At 66.3% G+C, this 16,227-nt stretch carries 18 protein-coding genes and 1 pseudogene; 12 read left to right on the forward strand and 7 right to left on the reverse strand.

Features of this window, described 5'->3' with window-relative positions:
* Positions 1-362: 362 nt before the first annotated feature.
* Together SB786_RS04725 and SB786_RS04730 are read right to left on the reverse strand one after the other, a co-directional pair.
* The gene (locus tag SB786_RS04725; RefSeq protein ID WP_006756983.1) at positions 363-554 is read right to left on the reverse strand and encodes a CsbD family protein; all 192 of its coding nucleotides are present in this window, start codon (positions 552-554) and stop codon (positions 363-365) included.
* A gap of 162 nt (positions 555-716) precedes the next feature.
* Complete coding sequence (locus SB786_RS04730; protein WP_410726417.1) at positions 717-2,264, reverse strand: PAS domain S-box protein; 1,548 nt, start codon at positions 2,262-2,264, stop codon at positions 717-719.
* 402 nt (positions 2,265-2,666) lie between these two features.
* On the opposite strand from SB786_RS04730, the gene SB786_RS04735 reads away from it, so the two are divergent.
* From SB786_RS04735 to SB786_RS04745, 3 genes are all read left to right on the forward strand, one after another.
* On the forward strand, positions 2,667-2,831 hold the full coding sequence (locus SB786_RS04735) for a hypothetical protein (RefSeq protein WP_006756980.1): 165 nt from the start codon (positions 2,667-2,669) through the stop codon (positions 2,829-2,831).
* 80 nt (positions 2,832-2,911) lie between these two features.
* On the forward strand, positions 2,912-3,262 hold the full coding sequence (locus SB786_RS04740; protein ID WP_006756979.1) for a BON domain-containing protein: 351 nt from the start codon (positions 2,912-2,914) through the stop codon (positions 3,260-3,262).
* Positions 3,263-3,315: 53 nt separating this feature from the next.
* Positions 3,316-3,513, forward strand: coding sequence for a CsbD family protein (locus SB786_RS04745; protein ID WP_006756978.1), 198 nt, complete (start codon positions 3,316-3,318; stop codon positions 3,511-3,513).
* A 226-nt stretch (positions 3,514-3,739) separates the two neighbouring features.
* On the opposite strand, the gene SB786_RS04750 is transcribed toward SB786_RS04745, so the two are convergent.
* Positions 3,740-4,768 carry a DUF1338 domain-containing protein gene (locus SB786_RS04750; RefSeq protein WP_410726418.1) on the reverse strand — a complete coding sequence of 343 codons (1,029 nt, stop codon included), beginning with the start codon at positions 4,766-4,768 and terminating at the stop codon, positions 3,740-3,742.
* Positions 4,769-4,989: 221 nt separating this feature from the next.
* On the opposite strand from SB786_RS04750, the gene SB786_RS04755 reads away from it, so the two are divergent.
* Together SB786_RS04755 and SB786_RS04760 are read left to right on the forward strand one after the other, a co-directional pair.
* Positions 4,990-5,943, forward strand: a complete 954-nt coding sequence (locus SB786_RS04755; RefSeq protein ID WP_006749569.1) for a LysR family transcriptional regulator — start codon at positions 4,990-4,992, stop codon at positions 5,941-5,943.
* A gap of 473 nt (positions 5,944-6,416) precedes the next feature.
* Complete coding sequence (locus SB786_RS04760) at positions 6,417-8,045, forward strand: NADP-dependent glyceraldehyde-3-phosphate dehydrogenase (RefSeq protein ID WP_006756975.1); 1,629 nt, start codon at positions 6,417-6,419, stop codon at positions 8,043-8,045.
* Between the two features lie 125 nt (positions 8,046-8,170).
* Here SB786_RS04760 and SB786_RS04765 read toward each other — a convergent pair whose 3' ends face one another.
* Positions 8,171-8,803 carry a LysE family translocator gene (locus tag SB786_RS04765; protein WP_410726419.1) on the reverse strand — a complete coding sequence of 211 codons (633 nt, stop codon included), beginning with the start codon at positions 8,801-8,803 and terminating at the stop codon, positions 8,171-8,173.
* Between SB786_RS04765 and SB786_RS04770 the strand changes: the two genes are divergently transcribed.
* The 3 genes and pseudogenes from SB786_RS04770 to SB786_RS04780 all read left to right on the forward strand — a co-directional run.
* Positions 8,792-9,136 carry a hypothetical protein gene (locus tag SB786_RS04770; RefSeq protein ID WP_410726420.1) on the forward strand — a complete coding sequence of 115 codons (345 nt, stop codon included), beginning with the start codon at positions 8,792-8,794 and terminating at the stop codon, positions 9,134-9,136. The genes SB786_RS04765 and SB786_RS04770 overlap by 12 nt on opposite strands.
* A gap of 280 nt (positions 9,137-9,416) precedes the next feature.
* Positions 9,417-9,740: a hypothetical protein gene (locus tag SB786_RS04775; RefSeq protein WP_006756972.1), complete on the forward strand. Its 324-nt coding sequence runs from the start codon at positions 9,417-9,419 to the stop codon at positions 9,738-9,740.
* 165 nt (positions 9,741-9,905) lie between these two features.
* Positions 9,906-10,001, forward strand: a pseudogene (locus SB786_RS04780) (DUF1330 domain-containing protein); the annotation flags it as partial.
* Between the two features lie 19 nt (positions 10,002-10,020).
* Here the strand turns inward: SB786_RS04780 and SB786_RS04785 are convergent.
* Positions 10,021-10,857: an NAD-dependent epimerase/dehydratase family protein gene (locus SB786_RS04785; protein WP_410726421.1), complete on the reverse strand. Its 837-nt coding sequence runs from the start codon at positions 10,855-10,857 to the stop codon at positions 10,021-10,023.
* 113 nt (positions 10,858-10,970) lie between these two features.
* On the opposite strand from SB786_RS04785, the gene SB786_RS04790 reads away from it, so the two are divergent.
* The gene (locus SB786_RS04790) at positions 10,971-12,074 is read left to right on the forward strand and encodes a LacI family DNA-binding transcriptional regulator (RefSeq protein WP_410726422.1); all 1,104 of its coding nucleotides are present in this window, start codon (positions 10,971-10,973) and stop codon (positions 12,072-12,074) included.
* Between the two features lie 94 nt (positions 12,075-12,168).
* Here the strand turns inward: SB786_RS04790 and SB786_RS04795 are convergent, their stop codons facing one another.
* Complete coding sequence (locus SB786_RS04795; RefSeq protein ID WP_410726423.1) at positions 12,169-13,461, reverse strand: MFS transporter; 1,293 nt, start codon at positions 13,459-13,461, stop codon at positions 12,169-12,171.
* A 428-nt stretch (positions 13,462-13,889) separates the two neighbouring features.
* Between SB786_RS04795 and SB786_RS04800 the strand changes: the two genes are divergently transcribed.
* The 3 genes from SB786_RS04800 to SB786_RS04810 are packed head-to-tail and all read left to right on the forward strand — an operon-like array spanning position 13,890 to position 15,335.
* Entirely contained in the window at positions 13,890-14,318 is a 429-nt protein-coding gene (locus tag SB786_RS04800) for an antitoxin Xre/MbcA/ParS toxin-binding domain-containing protein (RefSeq protein WP_165752433.1), read from the forward strand.
* Positions 14,315-14,788, forward strand: a complete 474-nt coding sequence (locus SB786_RS04805; RefSeq protein WP_410726424.1) for an RES family NAD+ phosphorylase — start codon at positions 14,315-14,317, stop codon at positions 14,786-14,788. Before SB786_RS04800 ends, SB786_RS04805 begins: the two co-directional genes overlap by 4 nt.
* A 13-nt stretch (positions 14,789-14,801) precedes the next feature.
* A complete protein-coding gene (locus SB786_RS04810) occupies positions 14,802-15,335 on the forward strand; it encodes a methylated-DNA--[protein]-cysteine S-methyltransferase (protein WP_410726425.1) in 534 nt (177 codons plus the stop codon).
* Between the two features lie 13 nt (positions 15,336-15,348).
* On the opposite strand, the gene SB786_RS04815 is transcribed toward SB786_RS04810, so the two are convergent.
* Positions 15,349-16,167 carry an AraC family transcriptional regulator gene (locus SB786_RS04815; protein ID WP_410726426.1) on the reverse strand — a complete coding sequence of 273 codons (819 nt, stop codon included), beginning with the start codon at positions 16,165-16,167 and terminating at the stop codon, positions 15,349-15,351.
* Positions 16,168-16,227: the final 60 nt, after the last annotated feature.

A 16,227-nucleotide genomic window follows, 5' to 3' on the forward strand; every position in this document is an offset into this window, starting at 1 on the left:
CGGCGACCTCCCGCGTGCCGGTGAATTCTGCTGTCGCCGGGGGCTGCGCGAAACGCGCGTCGCTTGCCGGGCGATCACCGCGGTTCCGTCTCCGAAGAACCCGTCAGCGCGAAAGAGGTGAACCGATTGTGGGTAGCCAATACGTGTGCAGCAAACGAAATATCGGAACTATGTTGTGAGCAATTGTCATCAAGTGCCGTGCGGATCGAAGGCGCCGACCCGCGCGATGGCGGGCCGGGAAGGAGAAGATCGGGCGGGATGCGCGCAAGAGCCGCGGGCTCGAGGCGCCTCGGGGTGATGCCGATGAAGAATCATTGCTACGTCACGCGGCGTCGACGCATCGCGCGATGGGTCAACGGCGCTCAGTGCCGGTCGCTGCCCGTATGACGGCGCACGTCGTCGGCCGCTTCGCCGGCCTTCTCCTGGATCTTGCCGGCCTGCTGTTCCGCCACGCCTTCTGCCTCCGTCTTGCGATCGCCCGTCACCTTGCCGAGTGCTTCCTTGACCGAACCCTTCAGTTGTTTGAGCTTGCCTTCGATGCGATTCCTGTCCATGGTCGTCTCCTGCAATGAATTGGGGAGAGAGCCGACGGCGCCGCAGCTCGCGTCGCACCGCCGAGTGGACAGGATCGCAGCCGCGCGCCGCGCGCGGCAGATGCGGATGCACCAGCCTGCATGATGCATTCGCACCGATGGGGAGACGGCCTGCGCCCGGCGTCAGTCCTTGCCGTTCGCGGCGCCCTTGTCGGCGCCCTTGTCGGCGCCCTTCTCGCCGCGCACGTCTGCCGCGCCGACGATCCCGCGCTCGCGCGCCCACACGATCGCCTCGCCGCGGCTATGCACGTCGAGCTTCGCGTAGATCGTCGCGACATGATTGCGGACAGTGTTCGGCGCGAGCCCGAGGCGGCCGGCGATCTCCTTGTCGGCGAGGCCGTGACACAGCAGGTCGAACACGTCGCGCTCGCGCGCGGTGAGATCCGAGAGCTGCGCGCCCGCGTCCGGCGCATTCTCGCGCCGCACGTTCGCCAGTTTCTCGATCAGCGTGCGACTGAACCACGACGCATCCTGCATCGCGGTCTCGATCGCGTAGACGAGTTCCATCTCGGTACGCTTGCGATCGCTGATGTCGAGCAGCGCGATCAGCAGGCAATCCTGCCCGTGAATCGCGACCGGCTCGGCCGACACCACGCAATCGCGCACGTCGCCGTCGCGCGTGCGGATCTGCACGTCCGCGTTGCGCACGTTGCCGTCGCGCGCAAGCGCGCTGTCGATCTGCTGCCGCGCACCGCGCTCGGCCCACAGCCCGATCTCGTCCGCGGACTTGCCGAGCAGTTCGTCGCGCGCATGGCCGGCCATCCCGACGAATGCGTCGTTCACGTCGAGCAGCTCGAAGCGATCGGCCGTGACGATCGCGGTCGCGACCGGCGCCATCCGGAACGCCTTCGCGAAGCACTCCTCGCTCTGCCGTAGCGCGAGCTCGGCCTGCTTGCGCGGCTCGAGATCCATGAAGGTGAACAGCATGCACGCTTCGCCGTTCATGTCGATCGGCTGCCCGGCGACGACGACCGCCTTCGTGCCGCCGTCCGCGCGCTTGAGCACGGCCTCCATCTGCGGGATCGTCGCGCCCTCGCCGAGCCGCTCGATCGCGAGCTCGCGCCGCTCGGCCTGATCGAGCACATCGACTTCGTAGACGGAGCGGCCGAGCACGTCGTCGCGTGCGTGGCCCGTCATGTCGAGGAAGCCTTGATTGACCTTCACGTAGCGCAGGTCGTCGAGCCGGCAGATCACGGCAGGCGCCGGGTTCGCGTTGAACGTGAGCTCGAAGCGCTCCTCGGCGCTCGCCCATTCGGTCGCGTCGTGCAGCACGAGCGCCAGACAGTCGGGCTCGCCGGCGGCGTTCGTCAGCACGAGGCTGCGGATCCGGTGGACCCAGCTCACGTTCTCGTCGGCGGCCGATTCGACTTCGACCGTCACGTCGCTGAACTCCTCGCCCGCGATCACGCGGTCCATCGGATAGTGGCCGTCGCCCACCGGATTGTTGTTCCGATAGCGCAGCCGGAAGCGCTCGCGATACTCGGTCACGTCGGCGCCGAGCGCGTCGAGCTCGGTGACGCCGTGCATCGCGAGCGCGGCCTCGTTCGCCCACACGATGCGCTGGTCGGGTTCGATGAGGATCACGCCTTCGGTGAGCCCCGCGATGATCTGGTACAGCTGACGCCGGTCGGTATGCGACTTGAGCGTCTGTTCGTTTACTCGATCGTCCATTGAAGGGTCGTCCACGTCGTGTGCATGGGTTGCCGGGTCGGCCGCATCCGCGTCAGGAGCCGCCGACATGCGCCGGCCGGGCGCGTGTCGCGATGGTCGCGTGCCGTCGATGCGCGTTGATGCGTTTGGCAGCCGCGGATGCACCATGCGCAATAGTACATTCGCGTGCCGCCCGCCGCCGTGCGCTATCCCGCCAAGCGGCGCGCATGGCGGCACCCGCGCATGCCGTCGCGGCCTCGCACGTCACTCGGCGCATTTCTCGTTCCCGGCCGCCCGTTCCGTCCCGATGCAAACGCACTAGGCAACCCGGTGAATTTGCGCGATGTGTGCGTGCGTTCACGCCGGTACGCTGGTACTGCATCGGCGCTCACGCGCTGACCTACCGCAGAGGAGGACGACCCGATGAAGCTGCATGAGACACCGGATCCGACGCGGCCCGAACCGGCTCCGGACAATCCGCCCGAACCGTCGCCCGGCACCGACCCACCGGTGCCGCAACCACCCGACGTGCCGCGCCCGGACATGCCGCCGCGCGAGCCCGGCTACGACACCCCGATCGCGCGATGACGCGACAACGCGCGGCGCGATCCGCATTCGCATTCACGCATTCGCATGCATTCACTCACGCCAATCGAAGGAGAACATCAATGAACAAGACCTCGCACCTTTCGACGCTGCTCGCCGTCAGCGCGGCTTTCCTGCTCGCTGCCGCGCCGCTCACGAACGCGCACGCACAGGCGTCGTCTGCCGACAAAGGCATGACTGCCGAATCGGACCAGCCCGTGACCGATACGTGGATCACGACCAAGGTGAAGAGCGAGCTCGCGACCACCAAAGGGGTGAAGAGCACGGACATCAACGTGAAGACGGTGGACGGCGTCGTCACGCTGACGGGCGTGCTGCATTCGAAGCTCGCGGTCAAGAAAGCGGTCGCCGTGACACGCTCGGTGAAGGGCGTGAAGCACGTCGACGCATCCGGCCTGAAGGCGAAGGCCTGAGGTGTCACGCGGCCTCGCGCCGCACTTTTCTCTCTTTACGACAGGAGCACACTATGAACGAAGACAAGATCAAGGGTCAATGGAAGCAGTTGTCCGGCAAGCTGAAGGCCAAGTGGGGCAAGCTGACCGACGATGACCTGGCCGTCGCCGAAGGTAACCGCGACTATGTGGTCGGCAAGATCCAGGAGCGTTACGGGATCGCGCGCGACGAAGCCGAGAAGCAAATGAAGGAGTTCGATCGCGATCTGTAACGCATCAGGCTCCTCACACCGCCGCGACGCGTCCCGCGTCGCGGCCACGCGGAGGACCACGACATGGGCAAGTATCTGATTGCATGGCTGTTGGGCATACCGATCGGCGTGCTGGTGCTGTTCTACCTGGTCACGCATCTGTTCTGATGTTCGAGGCATTCATGCAACGCAAACGGGCCGGCGGCTGTCATCAGCCGCCGGCCCGTTTGTCTTGCGTGCGTCGCGCTTACTTCGCCGCGTTCGCCGTCATCTTGAAGATGCCCTGCGCGTTGCCCGCATCGAAACGCAGGTCCGTCACCCAGCGTCGCGCCGCCTGGTCGAACGTGCGACGGCGCGTGATGAATTCATAGAACGAGCCCGGCACGTTGCGCTTCACCGTGCCGCCGTCGCGCGTGCGGAACTCGCGCTCGACGAGGTCCGCCCGATACGCGGTCTGGAACACGCGGCCCGACCGCGAGCGCTCGACCTCCGGCTTCATCGGCCGGCCCTTCGCCTTCTCGTCGTCGGACAGCTTGAACACGTCGGTCACGCGATCGGTCGCATGATTGAACGCGTTGCCTTCGGTCGCGATCCATGCCATCTCGGCCGATTCGAGCAACAGCGTCTCGTAGTCGAGTTCGTTCGGCAGGTCGTGCTGGCGCGCGAACGCGCCGACGATCTCGGGCAGCAGCGCGTGCGCGGCGTCGAGCGGCAGCCAGCCTTCGCGCTCGATTTCCCACAGCAGCGCGACAGCCGCCGGCGACAGCGGATCGCGCGACGAGCTCACGACGTTCGTCACGGCCTGCTGGAATTCCTTCGAGAAACGTTCCGGATGCAGTTCGCTGACGAAGAACTGCGCGATCTCGTCCGGCGCGTCTTCATGCGCGTACGCGCGGCCGGTCATGCCGAGCTTGTCGAGCGGATAACGGCCGTTCAGGCGGAAGCCGAGCGGACGCAGGATCCGCGTGAACGCGGCTTCGCCCGGCGGCAGCGCGCCCGTGTGCGGCCAGCGCACCGTGCGCAGCGCGCCGTGGTCGAAGTAGACCGACCCGCCGCTTTCGATTGCGTCGGCCGTATACGCGCGACCGTTCGCCGAACGTTCGAGCAGCCCTTCGAACAGCGCCATGTTCATCGCCTGCGCGATTTCCGCGCGCGTGACGACGTCGGTTTCCCATTCGTCGAGGATGGCCGGCATGTTCAGGGTCGCGAACAGGGCGTCGGTCTTCGCCTGTCCCAGCAGCTTCGTCAGCAGGCTGTCGATATTCGGATTGCGCATCAGGATTCTCGTGTCGGGGGACCACCGGCAAACGTGCCGGCATCTCGGTTGGCCCGCGGCCCAAGCGGGCGCGTGGCCTTGCGTGGGATGCATTATTCAAAGGGTTGCAGCGGGACGTAAAGCGAGATTAAATTGACACATGATGAGTTTTTGGAATTATTCGTGGTTCCCGCACTCATTGGCCGGCCCGCCTTGGGCGGGCGCGTTCGTCAGACAAAATCATGCGCAAATTCAAGATCCCCAACATGGGTGCGCTCGTGGCTTTCGAAGCCGCGGCGCGCCACGAGAGCTTCACGCACGCGGCGAAGGAACTGTTCCTGACCGAAAGCGCGGTATCGCGGCAGATCGCGACGCTCGAAGCGAGCCTCGGCGTGCGGCTGTTCGCGCGCGTGAAGCAGCGCGTCGTGCTCACGCGCGCCGGCAAGCTGTACGGCACGCAGGTGCGGCGCGCGCTGGAGGCGCTCGATCGCGACACGCTGTCGATCATCGCGCACGGCAGCGGCGGCGGCTACCTGGAGCTCGCCGTGCTGCCCACCTTCGCGTCGCACTGGCTGATCCCGCGCATCAAGAGCTTCTACGACCGCACGCCGGACGTGCGCGTGAACATGGGCAGCCGCACCGACCTGTTCTCGTTCGAGGATACCCACTTCGAAGCCGCGATCCATTACGGCAAACCGACCTGGCCCGGCACGTCGTCCGACTATCTGTTCGGCGAGGAAGTCGTGCCGATCTGCTCGCCCGCGCTGCTCGACGGGCCGGTCGAACGCGTGGAGGATCTGCTCGCGTATCCGCTGCTGCACTCGACGACGCGCCCCGGCGCATGGGCGCAATGGTTCGAGACGCACGGCGTCGAGGACATCCGCACGATGCAGGGCGTGCGCTACGAACTCCACACGATGCTGATCAGCGCGGCCGCGGCCGGGCTCGGCATCGCGCTCGTGCCGAAGTTCTTCGTCGAGGAACAGTTGCAGCAGCTCGGCCTCGTCGTGCCGTGCGACGCGGCGACGGTCGGCGATTCGGCGTACTACCTCGTGTATCCGACAGAGCTGAGCCACAGCAAGCCACTGGAGTCGTTTCGTGCGTGGTTGCTGGAACAGGCGAGCGCGTATGCGGCGCCGGGGCGGGACGGGGAGGAAGACGATCTCGATGCGGAGGATGACGAAGACGTCGAGTGATCGCGGCGCACCGCGACAGGTCCGGTGCGCGCCGGGCGGGCAAGCCCGACCCGGCGCTCCGGGCAGCCGACCTCGCTTCGGCAGCGCGGCGGCACCTTCTCTCATTTCTTCACTGCGTGTGTTTTCTCTCAGGTTCCGGGGGCAATTTGTTCTTTGCCGCGCGTGGCCATTATCCGCCCAAACCAGCCGTCGTGAAACGTTTGCGCACGCACCGAGCGGCTTATTTCCGGCATTCGGAAACAGTCCTACAGAACGCTTACGGATTGAATGATCGCCTTCGGTAAATGTTGCAATCGGCTCGGCGTTCCTTTTTAATGGAACTGGTTCCAATCGGTGTTTCGGCCAGGCCGTCGCGTGACGCCACGTGACGTCGCGTCGTGCGCGCGTCATCATGCCGATTCAGGATCGAGGATCATTCAGCCCAGGATTCCGCATCGCCCGTCCTTTCCGGACACCTGTCAAACGAGACCGTCATGCCCGATTCCGCTTCCTTGCAGCAGCTGTTTCCCGCCTATCAAGACATCCCCGCCGAGTTCCGGCTCGCCGCCCCGATCCACCAGCGCGTGTCGCTGGTCGACGGCGAGTTGCGCCCGTGGGACGGCACGACCAAAACCGTGCTGTCGCCCGTGTGCGTGCGCCAGCCGGACGGCAGCGTCGCGCAGATGGAGATCGGCAGCTATCCGGTGATGGGCGAAACGGAAAGCGACGCGGCGCTCGACGCCGCGGTGCGCGCGTACGACTCGGGCCGCGGCGAGTGGCCGACGATGAAGGTCGAGCAGCGCATCGCGTGCATGCAGGACTTCATCAAGCGGATGGTCGCGCAGCGCGAGCTGGTCGTGAACCTGATCATGTGGGAGATCGGCAAGAGCCTAGCCGATTCGCAGAAGGAGTTCGATCGCACCGTCACGTACATGACGCAGACGATCGACGCGCTGAAGGAGCTCGACAACGCGAACTCGCGCTTCGTGATCGCGGAAGGCACGATCGGCCAGATCCGCCGCACGCCGCTCGGCGTCGTGCTGTGCATGGGGCCGTACAACTATCCGCTGAACGAAACCTTCGCGACGCTGATCCCCGCGCTGCTGATGGGCAACACCGTGGTGTTCAAGCCGCCTCAATACGGCACGCTGCTGTTCGAGCCGCTGCTCGAGGCGTTCCGCGACGCGTTCCCGAAAGGCGTGATCAACACGATCTACGCGCCGGGCGCGGTGGTCGTGCCGCACATGCTCGCGTCGGGCAAGATCAACGTGCTCGCGCTGATCGGGTCGAGCAAGGTCGCCGATCACCTGAAGAAGCAGCATCCGAAGTCGCACCGGCTGCGCGCGATCCTCGGCCTCGACGCGAAGAACGCGGCGATCGTGCTGCCCGACGCCGATCTCGACCTCACCGTGAAGGAGTGCCTGCTCGGCGCGCTATCGTTCAACGGCCAGCGCTGTACCGCGCTGAAGATGCTGCTCGTGCATCGCTCGATCGTCGACGCGTTCCTGGAGCGCTTCACCGCCGCGCTCGAACAGTTGAAGATCGGCATGCCGTGGGAAAAAGGCGTCAGCATCACGCCGCTGCCGGGCATGCATCGCACCGCGTACATGACCGACGCGATCGACGACGCGAAGGCCAAGGGCGCGCAGGTCGTCAACCATTCGGGCGGTGAGTTCAGCAAGACGCTGTTCTATCCGGCCGTCGTGTATCCGGTGTCCGAAGGCATGAAGCTGTATCGCGAAGAGCAATTCGGGCCGATCATTCCGGTCGCGCCGTTCGACGACGTGGAAACCGCGCTCGACTACGTGACGACGTCGGACCACGGCCAGCAGGTCAGCATCTTCGGTTCGGATCCGGCGCAGATCGGCGCGCTCGTCGATCCGCTCGTGAACCAGGTCTGCCGCGTGAACATCAACTGCCAGTGCCAGCGCGGGCCTGACGTGTTCCCGTTCGCGGGTCGCAAGGACTCGGCGGAAGGCACGCTGTCGGTGACCGATGCGCTGCGCGCGTTCTCGATCCGCTCGATGGTCGCGGCCAAGCAGACCGAGGGCAGCAAGCAACTGCTCGATTCGATCGTGTCGGATCACTATTCGAAGTTCATCAACACCGGCTTCATTTTCTGAAGCGCGGTGCCCGGAACAAGCCGCTGCCCGCTCCGGTGCAGCGGCTTTTTTTCGCGTGTGCGCCACGCGCGGACCGGGAACGCCGACGCGTCGCTGCGCGCGCCGCCGTTTCGCGACGCGCCGCCCTATATGTTCGACGCCAGCAAGCGGACGCCCGCCACGCCGAACACCACCGCGAGACATGCGTCCATCGCGCGCCGGCCGCGCACGTATAGCCGGCGTGCGCCGTCCGTCGAGAACACCAGCGCATAGCCGCCGAACACCACGCATCCGATCGCGATGCAGCCCGGCACGACAGCGCCGTGCGACGCGCCCGCGCCGTTCGACGACAGCGCGACGATCGACACCCACACCAGGATCGCTTTCGGATTCGTCAGGTGCAGCATCGCGCCGCGCGCGTAGAGGCGCGACAGCTTCTGTTCGGGCGCCGCCTTCAGCGTATCGGCCGCCCTGGCCGACCACGCGGTGCGGCCCGACTTGAACGCGAGCCACAGCAGATAGACGCCGCCGAACAGCTTGATCGCGACCAGCAGCTTCGACCATGCGAGCAGCGCCGCCGACACGCCCAGCGCGGCCACCGTCGCCCAGCACATCGATCCCGAGATGACGCCCAGCGCGAACGCGAGCGCCGCCTTGCGGCCATGGTTCGCGGCGACCGACATGATCGCGAGATTGCTCGGGCCGGGGCTGGCCGTGCCGATGAAATAAGCCGTGTAGGCCAGCAGCAGGTTGGCCGAGAAGAAGGCGTGCACGCTCATGTCGAACCTTGCGGGGAGGATGCGGAGATTGTTCGCAAACACGGCGCGGCTGCCCATGGACAGTTGTCCGGTTATTCGCTGGGCCAGTTGGATCGCGCGGGCGAGGTCCGTTGCATCCGCATCCGGATCGCCGCGCGCGAAAACGTCTCGGATATGAAACATCCGGCGCAGGCGTCGCGGCATTCGACCGTGCGGCGGACGTGGTCGCGGCGCGCGACACGCAGCCGCCCGAGGCCACGGGGCGCCGCCGACACACAGGCGTCGCTGCATTCCGGCGATCCGTCCACCGAAACACGCAACCGGTTTCATCGCGGCGTTACGTTACATCGCTGAAGCATTTCATTCGTTCGGGCCCTGACACGCGGTCGATCGTGACCGTGCGCGGCGTATGGACTCCTTTGTCGATTTTCCACGCAAGCCAGCACCGGCGGGACGCGATGACCGCGGCCGCGCCCCGCGTCAACATTGCTCGACAATCGGATCGCGCCGCTGGTACGAAACCTGCATTCGCATTGCAGTGACAGCCGCGTCGCCGGTCGACGCGGACATGAACCGGATCGGAATCCGTCCACCGGATACGCCCGAACGATCCACGCAAGCAACGAGGCTCCCCATGGATGCGCTGCCCAACTCATCCGATACGTCGTTCCAGCTCTTTCTCGCGAAATTGCTCGAACAGCCGCAGCCCGAATGGACCGAAAAACAGCAGATGGAACTCGAGATGGCACGCTCGCTGTCGACCCAGATGGTCCACTTCGCCGAAGGCATGCGCGGCGGCAACGCGGACCTCGCGCGCTGTCTCGTGCTGCTGCGTTACGCGAAGGTGCTCGACTTCATGCTGACGTCGCTCGCCGCGCGCCGCGACATTCATCCGCAGACGCTGCGCACGCTGTTCCGGCTCGCGAACCTGAAGGTCGACGACGCGTATCCGGTCTGAGCCGGCATCAGGCCGCACGGCGCATCGCCCTCACGCCTGACGCGCCGCCCGCCCCGCCATCCACTTGCGATAGCGCCGCGTCTGGCACTGCGCGGCCATCTGCTGCGACACCAGCGCGCGCAGCGGCGACACGCCCGGATGCGTGCGTCGCCCGGCGCTCGTCCACAGATCCAGCCGCTGCGCGCGCGGCACGCGAGCGGCCCGTTTATCCTGATCGACGGCGTGGATGAACGACACCAGGCGACGGACGTCCTGCGCTGACCCACGCCGTGCGCGGCGCTTACTTCGCGTTGCGCTCCATCGGCTCGCCGACGACGAACCCGCCGCCCTGGTAGCGCTGCGCGGGATCGTCGTAGTCGGCGGTTGGCGCCGTCAGCGGGAACATCCCCGCGAACTGCACGGAGCTGTCCTGCGGCCGGAAGCCGAGAAAGCCGGCCTTCGTGTTGTCCCACCACTTCACCGGGTTGTCGGACACGCCGTAGACGATCGCGTGTCCGACGCGGTTCGTCAGCAGCGAGCAGCGCACGAGCTCGATGAAGTCGCGATAGCTGAGGAACGTCACGAGCATGCGCGGGTTCTTCGGCGCCTCGAACGACGAGCCGATCCGCAGGCACACCGTCTCGATCCCGAAGCGATCGAAGTAGTAGCGCGACAGCGACTCGCCGAAGCACTTCGTCACGCCATAGAGACTGTCCGGGCGCAGCGGCGAATCGGCATCGAGCACTTCCGTGACCGGATGGAACCCGATCGCATGGTTCGAGCTCGCGAACACGATCCGCTTCACGCCGTGCTTGCGCGCGGCTTCGTACAGGTTGTACGTGCCGGTGATGTTCGCATCGACGAGATCGTCGAACGGCGCGTCGACCGAAATGCCGCCGAGATGGACGATCGCGTCGACGCCGTCGACAAGTTCCATCACCGCCGGCCGGTCGGCCAGGTCGACGACACGGGTTTCTTCGTGCGGGGCCGCGTCGTCCAGCGCGGCGATGTCGCTCACGCGCACGACGTCGGCCCAGTTCGCCAGCGCGCCGCGCACCTGGCGGCCGAGGTTGCCGGCCGCGCCGGTCAGCAGCAGGCGCCCGAACGGCTTGCGTGCGCCGGTGGATGAGGCGTTCATCGAGTCTCCTTGAATCTGTCCTGAAGGGTGTCCGGGAAGTTGCCGAAATCGGTGGAATCGATCGAAATCAGAAAACGTTTTCCAACTATACGCGGGACAAAAGCCGACCGTCAATGCTTGAACCCGCTCGCAGCCATCCGCACTTTCCCGATATCGGCCGGTGGTCGGGCGCCGGCTTTTTCTGCCACAATCCGGGGCAACGGAACGAAAACGTTACCCTCTTCATGAAAAAAGTTTCCCCGACGATCCGCGACGTGGCGGCGGCAGCCGGCGTGTCGGTCGCGACGGTATCCAAGTACGTGAACGGCACGCAGCGCTTTTCGCCGGCCGTCGAGGCGCGGCTCAAGGAAGCGATCGAGCGGCTCGGCTATCGTTCGAACCCGCTCGCGCGCTCGATGATCACCGGCCGCACGCGCACCATCGGCGTCGTGATTCTCGACATCAGCAACCCGTACTTCACGAACGTCGTCAAAGGCGCGAACCGCGTCGCGCTCCAGCATGACTACACGCTGCTGCTCGTCGATACCGAAGAGAATCAGGCGCGCGAACGCTCGCTGATCGAGGCGCTCGCGCAGCGCGTCGACGGGCTGATCGTCAGCACGCGGATGCCGGACGAGGAAGCCGGCTGGATGCTCGACCTGCACAAGCCGCTGGTGCTGCTGCGGCGCAGCCCCGGCCTGCCGATTCCGAGCGTCGGCATCGACAACCGGCTCGCCACCTACATGCTCGCGCGTCACCTGCTCAATCTCGGCCATACGCGCATCGCGTACCTCGGCTTCGGGCCCGCGCGCGTGAACGACGAGCGGATCCAGGGCGCGCGCGACTGTCTCGCCGAGGCAGGCCTCACGCTCGACGTGCACGACGCGCACGCGCCGACCGCCGAGGCCGGCGAGCGCGCGTGCTCGCGCGTGATGCTCGGGCCGCAGCGTCCGCAGGCCGTGATCTGCTACAACGACCTGATCGCGCTCGGCTTCATGAAGGAAGCCGCGTCGCTCGGGTTCCGGCTGCCGCAAGACGTGTCGGTCGCCGGCGTCGACAATGTGCCGTACGGCGAGTACGCGGCGCCCGCGCTGACCACCATCGACATCCAGAGCGAGAACATGGGCGAGCTCGCGATGCAGAAGCTGATCGACGCGCTCGCCGGGCGCACCGACGCAAGCTATTCGACGTTCGAGCCGCGGCTGATCATGCGCGCATCGACGGCCGCGGTCGGCTGACGCAAGCGCCCTCTGCGACACCCGGCGCTTGCGCGCCCCGCACATGAAAACGCGCCGCCTCCGGGCGGCGCGTTCGTTTGCCAACACAACACAATCACGCGTCGAGCTTCGCGGGCTTCATCTTCGGCGTGAGCACGTGCATGATCGCCAGCGCGAGCAGATAGGCCAGCGCGCCGATCGCGAACAGCACCCAGTAGTGGCCCGTGCGTTGCAGCACCTGGCCGATCACTTCCGAGAACAGCACGCCGCCGATCGAGCCGGCCATCCCGCCGATGCCGACCACCGACGCGACCGCACGGCGCGGGAACAAATCGGACGCCGTCGTGAACAGGTTCGCCGACCAGCCCTGGTGCGCGGCCGCGGCGAGGCCGACGATCAGCACCGCGATCCACAGGCTCTGCACCTGCGACACGAACGCGATCGGCAGCACGCAGCATGCACAGATCAGCATCGCCGTCTTGCGCGCGCCGTTCACGCTCCAGCCCGCGCGCAGCAGGGCCGACGACAGCCAGCCGCCGCCGATGCTGCCGACCGTCGTCAGCGCATAGATGCATACGAGCGGCAGGCCGATATGCTGCATGTCCATCCCGCGCGACTCGTTGAGCCACTTCGGCAGCCAGAACAGATAGAACCACCACACCGGGTCGGTCAGGAACTTGCCGATCAGGAACGCCCACGTCTCGCGCTTGCGGATCAGTTCGCCCCAGCGCGGCGCGCCGGCGTTCACGTTCGCCGCGTCGAGCGCTTCGGCTTCGTCGCGCGGCTCGTCGTAGGCGTCGGCGAGCGCGCGCGTGTCGGCCGTGCGATAGAGCACCAGCCACACCGCGAGCCACACGATGCCGATCGCGCCGACGATCACGAACGCCGCGCGCCACCCGTAGGCCACCGCGATCGCCGGGATGATCGCAGGCGCGAACACCGCGCCGATGTTCGCGCCCGAGTTGAAGATCCCGGTTGCGAGCGCGCGTTCGCGGCGCGGAAACCATTCGGCCGTGGTCTTGATCGCGGCCGGGAAGTTGCCGCCCTCGCCGATCCCGAGCAACGCGCGCACGGCCGCGAAGCCCATCACCGAGCCGACCATCGCGTGCAGCATCGCCGCGATGCTCCACACCAGCATCGCGACCGCATACGAGATGCGCGTGCCGAGCCAGTCGACGATGCGCCCGAAGCAAAGCAAGCCGATCGCATAGAACGCGGAAAACGCCATCACGATGCGGCCGTACTGCACCTGGCTCCAGCCGATGTCGTGCTGGAGCATCGGCGCGAGCAGGCCGAGGATCTGGCGATCCATGTAGTTGATGACGGTCGCGAAGAACAGCAGCGCACAGACGGTCCAGCGGTAGCGGCTGGCGGCGGCGCGCACCGCGCCGACGACGGCAGATTGCATGAGTGTCTCCGATGCGCGGCCGCGCCCGTCGCGCCGCAGATTGTTGCCTGTCCGTGACCGGCGACGGGCGCCGGGATGGGCAGTGGCCGCGCGCTTGCGTGGCGCGGCCGATTGCCGTGGAGTCGTGGAAAACGTTTTTCAAAGAATAGGGCGTGGGCCGGTGCCGTGTCAGTCGGGGATTTCGATGAGTCATCTCGAAATTGGCCGCGCAAAAAGAGATGACTGTTTCGCAGATTGGCATTAACCGTTTTTCCGGAATTTTCCCGGGGCAAAACGGGGCCATGGATGCAAATCCGCGCGCCGATACCCAGTTCGATTCCCGCCAGAATCGGCGGCGGCGATGGTTTACAGTCGTCGCATGCGCATAGTGCATGCGGTATCACATGGCCTATAATCGAGTATCATTTGATACCTTATCGGGAGTCGCCATGTCACTCGTTACCCCTGAAGCGGTGGCCGCCGTCATGGATCTGCAACCCGTCCCGCATACGCTGGCCGAGCTCGAGGCGCTGGTGCGCGACGGCCTGCCGAAGTCTGCGCTGCGCGCCGGCGTCGAACATGCAACGCAAGGTGCCGACGCCCGGCGTGCGCTACTCGCCCGCATCATTCCCGAGGCGACCTATAAGCGCCGCCGCGATCGATTGACGCAAGACGAATCGGAGAAGACCGAGCGCCTGGCCCGGATCGTTGCGACGACCACCTACGTCTGGAATGACGAAGAGGACGCGCGGGAATTCCTGTCGACGCCGCATCCGGAACTCGAGGGGCGCGCGCCGCTCGATGTCGCGCTGACCGAGCTCGGTGCGCGCCGGGTCGAAGAGCTGCTCTGGAAACTGTTCTATGGGCTGCCGGCATGAAGCTGTTCCGCATTGCCGACACGCGACACGCGATCTGGAGCGGTACCGGCGCGATGCTGGTCGGCGGCCGCTTCAATAGTCCGGGCCGCCCGGTCATCTATGCGGCATCGACCTTCGCGGGCGCGATGCTCGAGGTGCTCGTGCACGCGCGCATCGGCAAGGTGCCAAAGACGCACGGATGGGTCGAAGCAACGGTTCCCGACGATGTTCCCGTTGAACGTCATACGGCCGAAACCTTGCCGGCAGGATGGAATGGGGCTGCGCTGCAGGAGGCGCGTCGGTTCGGTGACGCATGGCTGACCGAATCCCGCACCGCGCTCCTGGTCGTGCCTTCCGTTGTCGTCCGAGCGGAGTCCAACGTGCTGGTGAATCCCGCACATCCCGACGCGACGCGAATCGTCGTGAACGAGCCGCAACCCGTCGTGTGGGATGAGCGCCTGTTCATGATGCCGCCGGCCGGACAGTCATAGGAGAAGCTTCGCGATGATTCCCGCTCATCTGATTCCGAGCCCGCTGGGCGACATCGCCATTCGTATCGAGGACGATGCGCTGACGGGCCTGTTCTTCGTCGGCCAGAAATACTATCCGTCGCTGGCAATCGCGCCGGATGTGCACCCGCGCAATGCGTCGCCGCTCGTGCGCAAGGTTGCCGAAGAAGTCGCCGAATATTTCACCGGCACGCGCGAAACCTTCTCGGTGCCGATTCATCTGCGCGGCACCGCGTTTCAGCGCAGCGTGTGGAAGGAGTTGCTCGCGATTCCGTTCGGCGAGCTCGTGTCGTACGGCGACATCACCGACCGCGTCGGGCTGCCGATGAGTGCCGCGCGCGCCGTCGGCGGCGCGGTCGGCCGCAACCCGGTGTCGATCATGGTGCCGTGCCATCGCGTGATCGGCGCATCGGGCAGCCTGACCGGTTATGCGGGCGGGATTGAACGGAAACGCGCGTTGTTGTCGCTCGAAGGCGCCGGGTTCGCGCGCGGCGAGCGGCATCCGGGGCAGCAGACGCTCGCGTTCTGACGCATGCCGCGCGTCACGCGCTCAACACGGGCCGACGCGCTTCACGCTTCGCATACGCGCCGGGCGTCACGCGGAATTTCGCCTGGAACAGCGCGATGAACGACGATGTCGAGTCGTAACCCAGTCGCGCGGCCACCGTGCCGATCGGCTCGCCCGCGTCGAGTAGCGGCAGCGACGCGAGCAGCCGCACGGCCTGCCGCCATTCGGTGAACGACAGCCCCGTGTCCTGCCGGAACAGCCGCGACAGCGTGCGCCGCGTCGCGCCGACCTGATGGCCCCATTCGTCGAGACTGCGCGTATCGCCCGGCGCCGCATGCAATGCGCGCGCGATTTTCAGCAGGCGCGGATCGCGCGGCAGCGGCACCGTGAGCGGCGCGGGCTGCATGCGGGCGATCCGGTCCGCGATCACGCACACGAGCGCACCGTCCGGCCCCGTCTCGTCGTAATTCACCGGCAATTCGCGGGTCGCGATCACCAGCTCGCGCAGCAGCGGCGTCATGCAGAGGATCGTGCAATCGTCGTTCACGTCGCTCCGTGCGATCGCCGCATCGAGATACAGGCTGTGGAACGCGACGCAATCGCGCGTCGATACCGCATGCGGCACGTGCGGCGGAATCCACATCGCATAGTGCGGCGGCAGCAGTTGCCGGCCCGACGGTGTCGACACCTCGAGCACGCCGCTCATCGCATACATCAGCTGGGCCCACGGATGACTGTGCGCATCGACGCTCACGTTGCCGGGCATCCCGAAGGCGCGCACGTACAGCGGCCTCGGCAGGCGCGCCATCGGCGGCACCGCGTATGGGTCGCCGGGTTGTCCCGTCAGCAACATAAGACGTCCTCCGAAGGTCATTGCACGAACGAGCGCGATGCTACCGTGGCGGCTCTTCTT

This window comes from Burkholderia sp. SIMBA_062, assembly GCF_046534765.1.
In the GTDB taxonomy this organism is placed as follows: domain Bacteria; phylum Pseudomonadota; class Gammaproteobacteria; order Burkholderiales; family Burkholderiaceae; genus Burkholderia; species Burkholderia ambifaria.

Excerpts from the sequence above, each read along its gene's own strand:
- SB786_RS04810 (WP_410726425.1), top strand. The coding sequence starts at position 14,802 with ATGATTCCCGCTCATCTGATTCCGAGCCCGCTGGGCGACATCGCCATT.
- SB786_RS04730 (WP_410726417.1), bottom strand. The coding sequence starts at position 2,264 with ATGGACGATCGAGTAAACGAACAGACGCTCAAGTCGCATACCGACCGG.
- SB786_RS04750 (WP_410726418.1), bottom strand. The coding sequence starts at position 4,768 with ATGCGCAATCCGAATATCGACAGCCTGCTGACGAAGCTGCTGGGACAG.
- SB786_RS04775 (WP_006756972.1), top strand. The coding sequence starts at position 9,417 with ATGGATGCGCTGCCCAACTCATCCGATACGTCGTTCCAGCTCTTTCTC.
- SB786_RS04725 (WP_006756983.1), bottom strand. The coding sequence starts at position 554 with ATGGACAGGAATCGCATCGAAGGCAAGCTCAAACAACTGAAGGGTTCG.
- SB786_RS04790 (WP_410726422.1), top strand. The coding sequence starts at position 10,971 with ATGCTTGAACCCGCTCGCAGCCATCCGCACTTTCCCGATATCGGCCGG.
- SB786_RS04755 (WP_006749569.1), top strand. The coding sequence starts at position 4,990 with ATGCGCAAATTCAAGATCCCCAACATGGGTGCGCTCGTGGCTTTCGAA.
- SB786_RS04760 (WP_006756975.1), top strand. The coding sequence starts at position 6,417 with ATGCCCGATTCCGCTTCCTTGCAGCAGCTGTTTCCCGCCTATCAAGAC.
- SB786_RS04735 (WP_006756980.1), top strand. The coding sequence starts at position 2,667 with ATGAAGCTGCATGAGACACCGGATCCGACGCGGCCCGAACCGGCTCCG.
- SB786_RS04765 (WP_410726419.1), bottom strand. The coding sequence starts at position 8,803 with ATGAGCGTGCACGCCTTCTTCTCGGCCAACCTGCTGCTGGCCTACACG.
- SB786_RS04745 (WP_006756978.1), top strand. The coding sequence starts at position 3,316 with ATGAACGAAGACAAGATCAAGGGTCAATGGAAGCAGTTGTCCGGCAAG.
- SB786_RS04815 (WP_410726426.1), bottom strand. The coding sequence starts at position 16,167 with ATGTTGCTGACGGGACAACCCGGCGACCCATACGCGGTGCCGCCGATG.
- SB786_RS04800 (WP_165752433.1), top strand. The coding sequence starts at position 13,890 with ATGTCACTCGTTACCCCTGAAGCGGTGGCCGCCGTCATGGATCTGCAA.
- SB786_RS04795 (WP_410726423.1), bottom strand. The coding sequence starts at position 13,461 with ATGCAATCTGCCGTCGTCGGCGCGGTGCGCGCCGCCGCCAGCCGCTAC.
- SB786_RS04785 (WP_410726421.1), bottom strand. The coding sequence starts at position 10,857 with ATGAACGCCTCATCCACCGGCGCACGCAAGCCGTTCGGGCGCCTGCTG.
- SB786_RS04805 (WP_410726424.1), top strand. The coding sequence starts at position 14,315 with ATGAAGCTGTTCCGCATTGCCGACACGCGACACGCGATCTGGAGCGGT.
- SB786_RS04740 (WP_006756979.1), top strand. The coding sequence starts at position 2,912 with ATGAACAAGACCTCGCACCTTTCGACGCTGCTCGCCGTCAGCGCGGCT.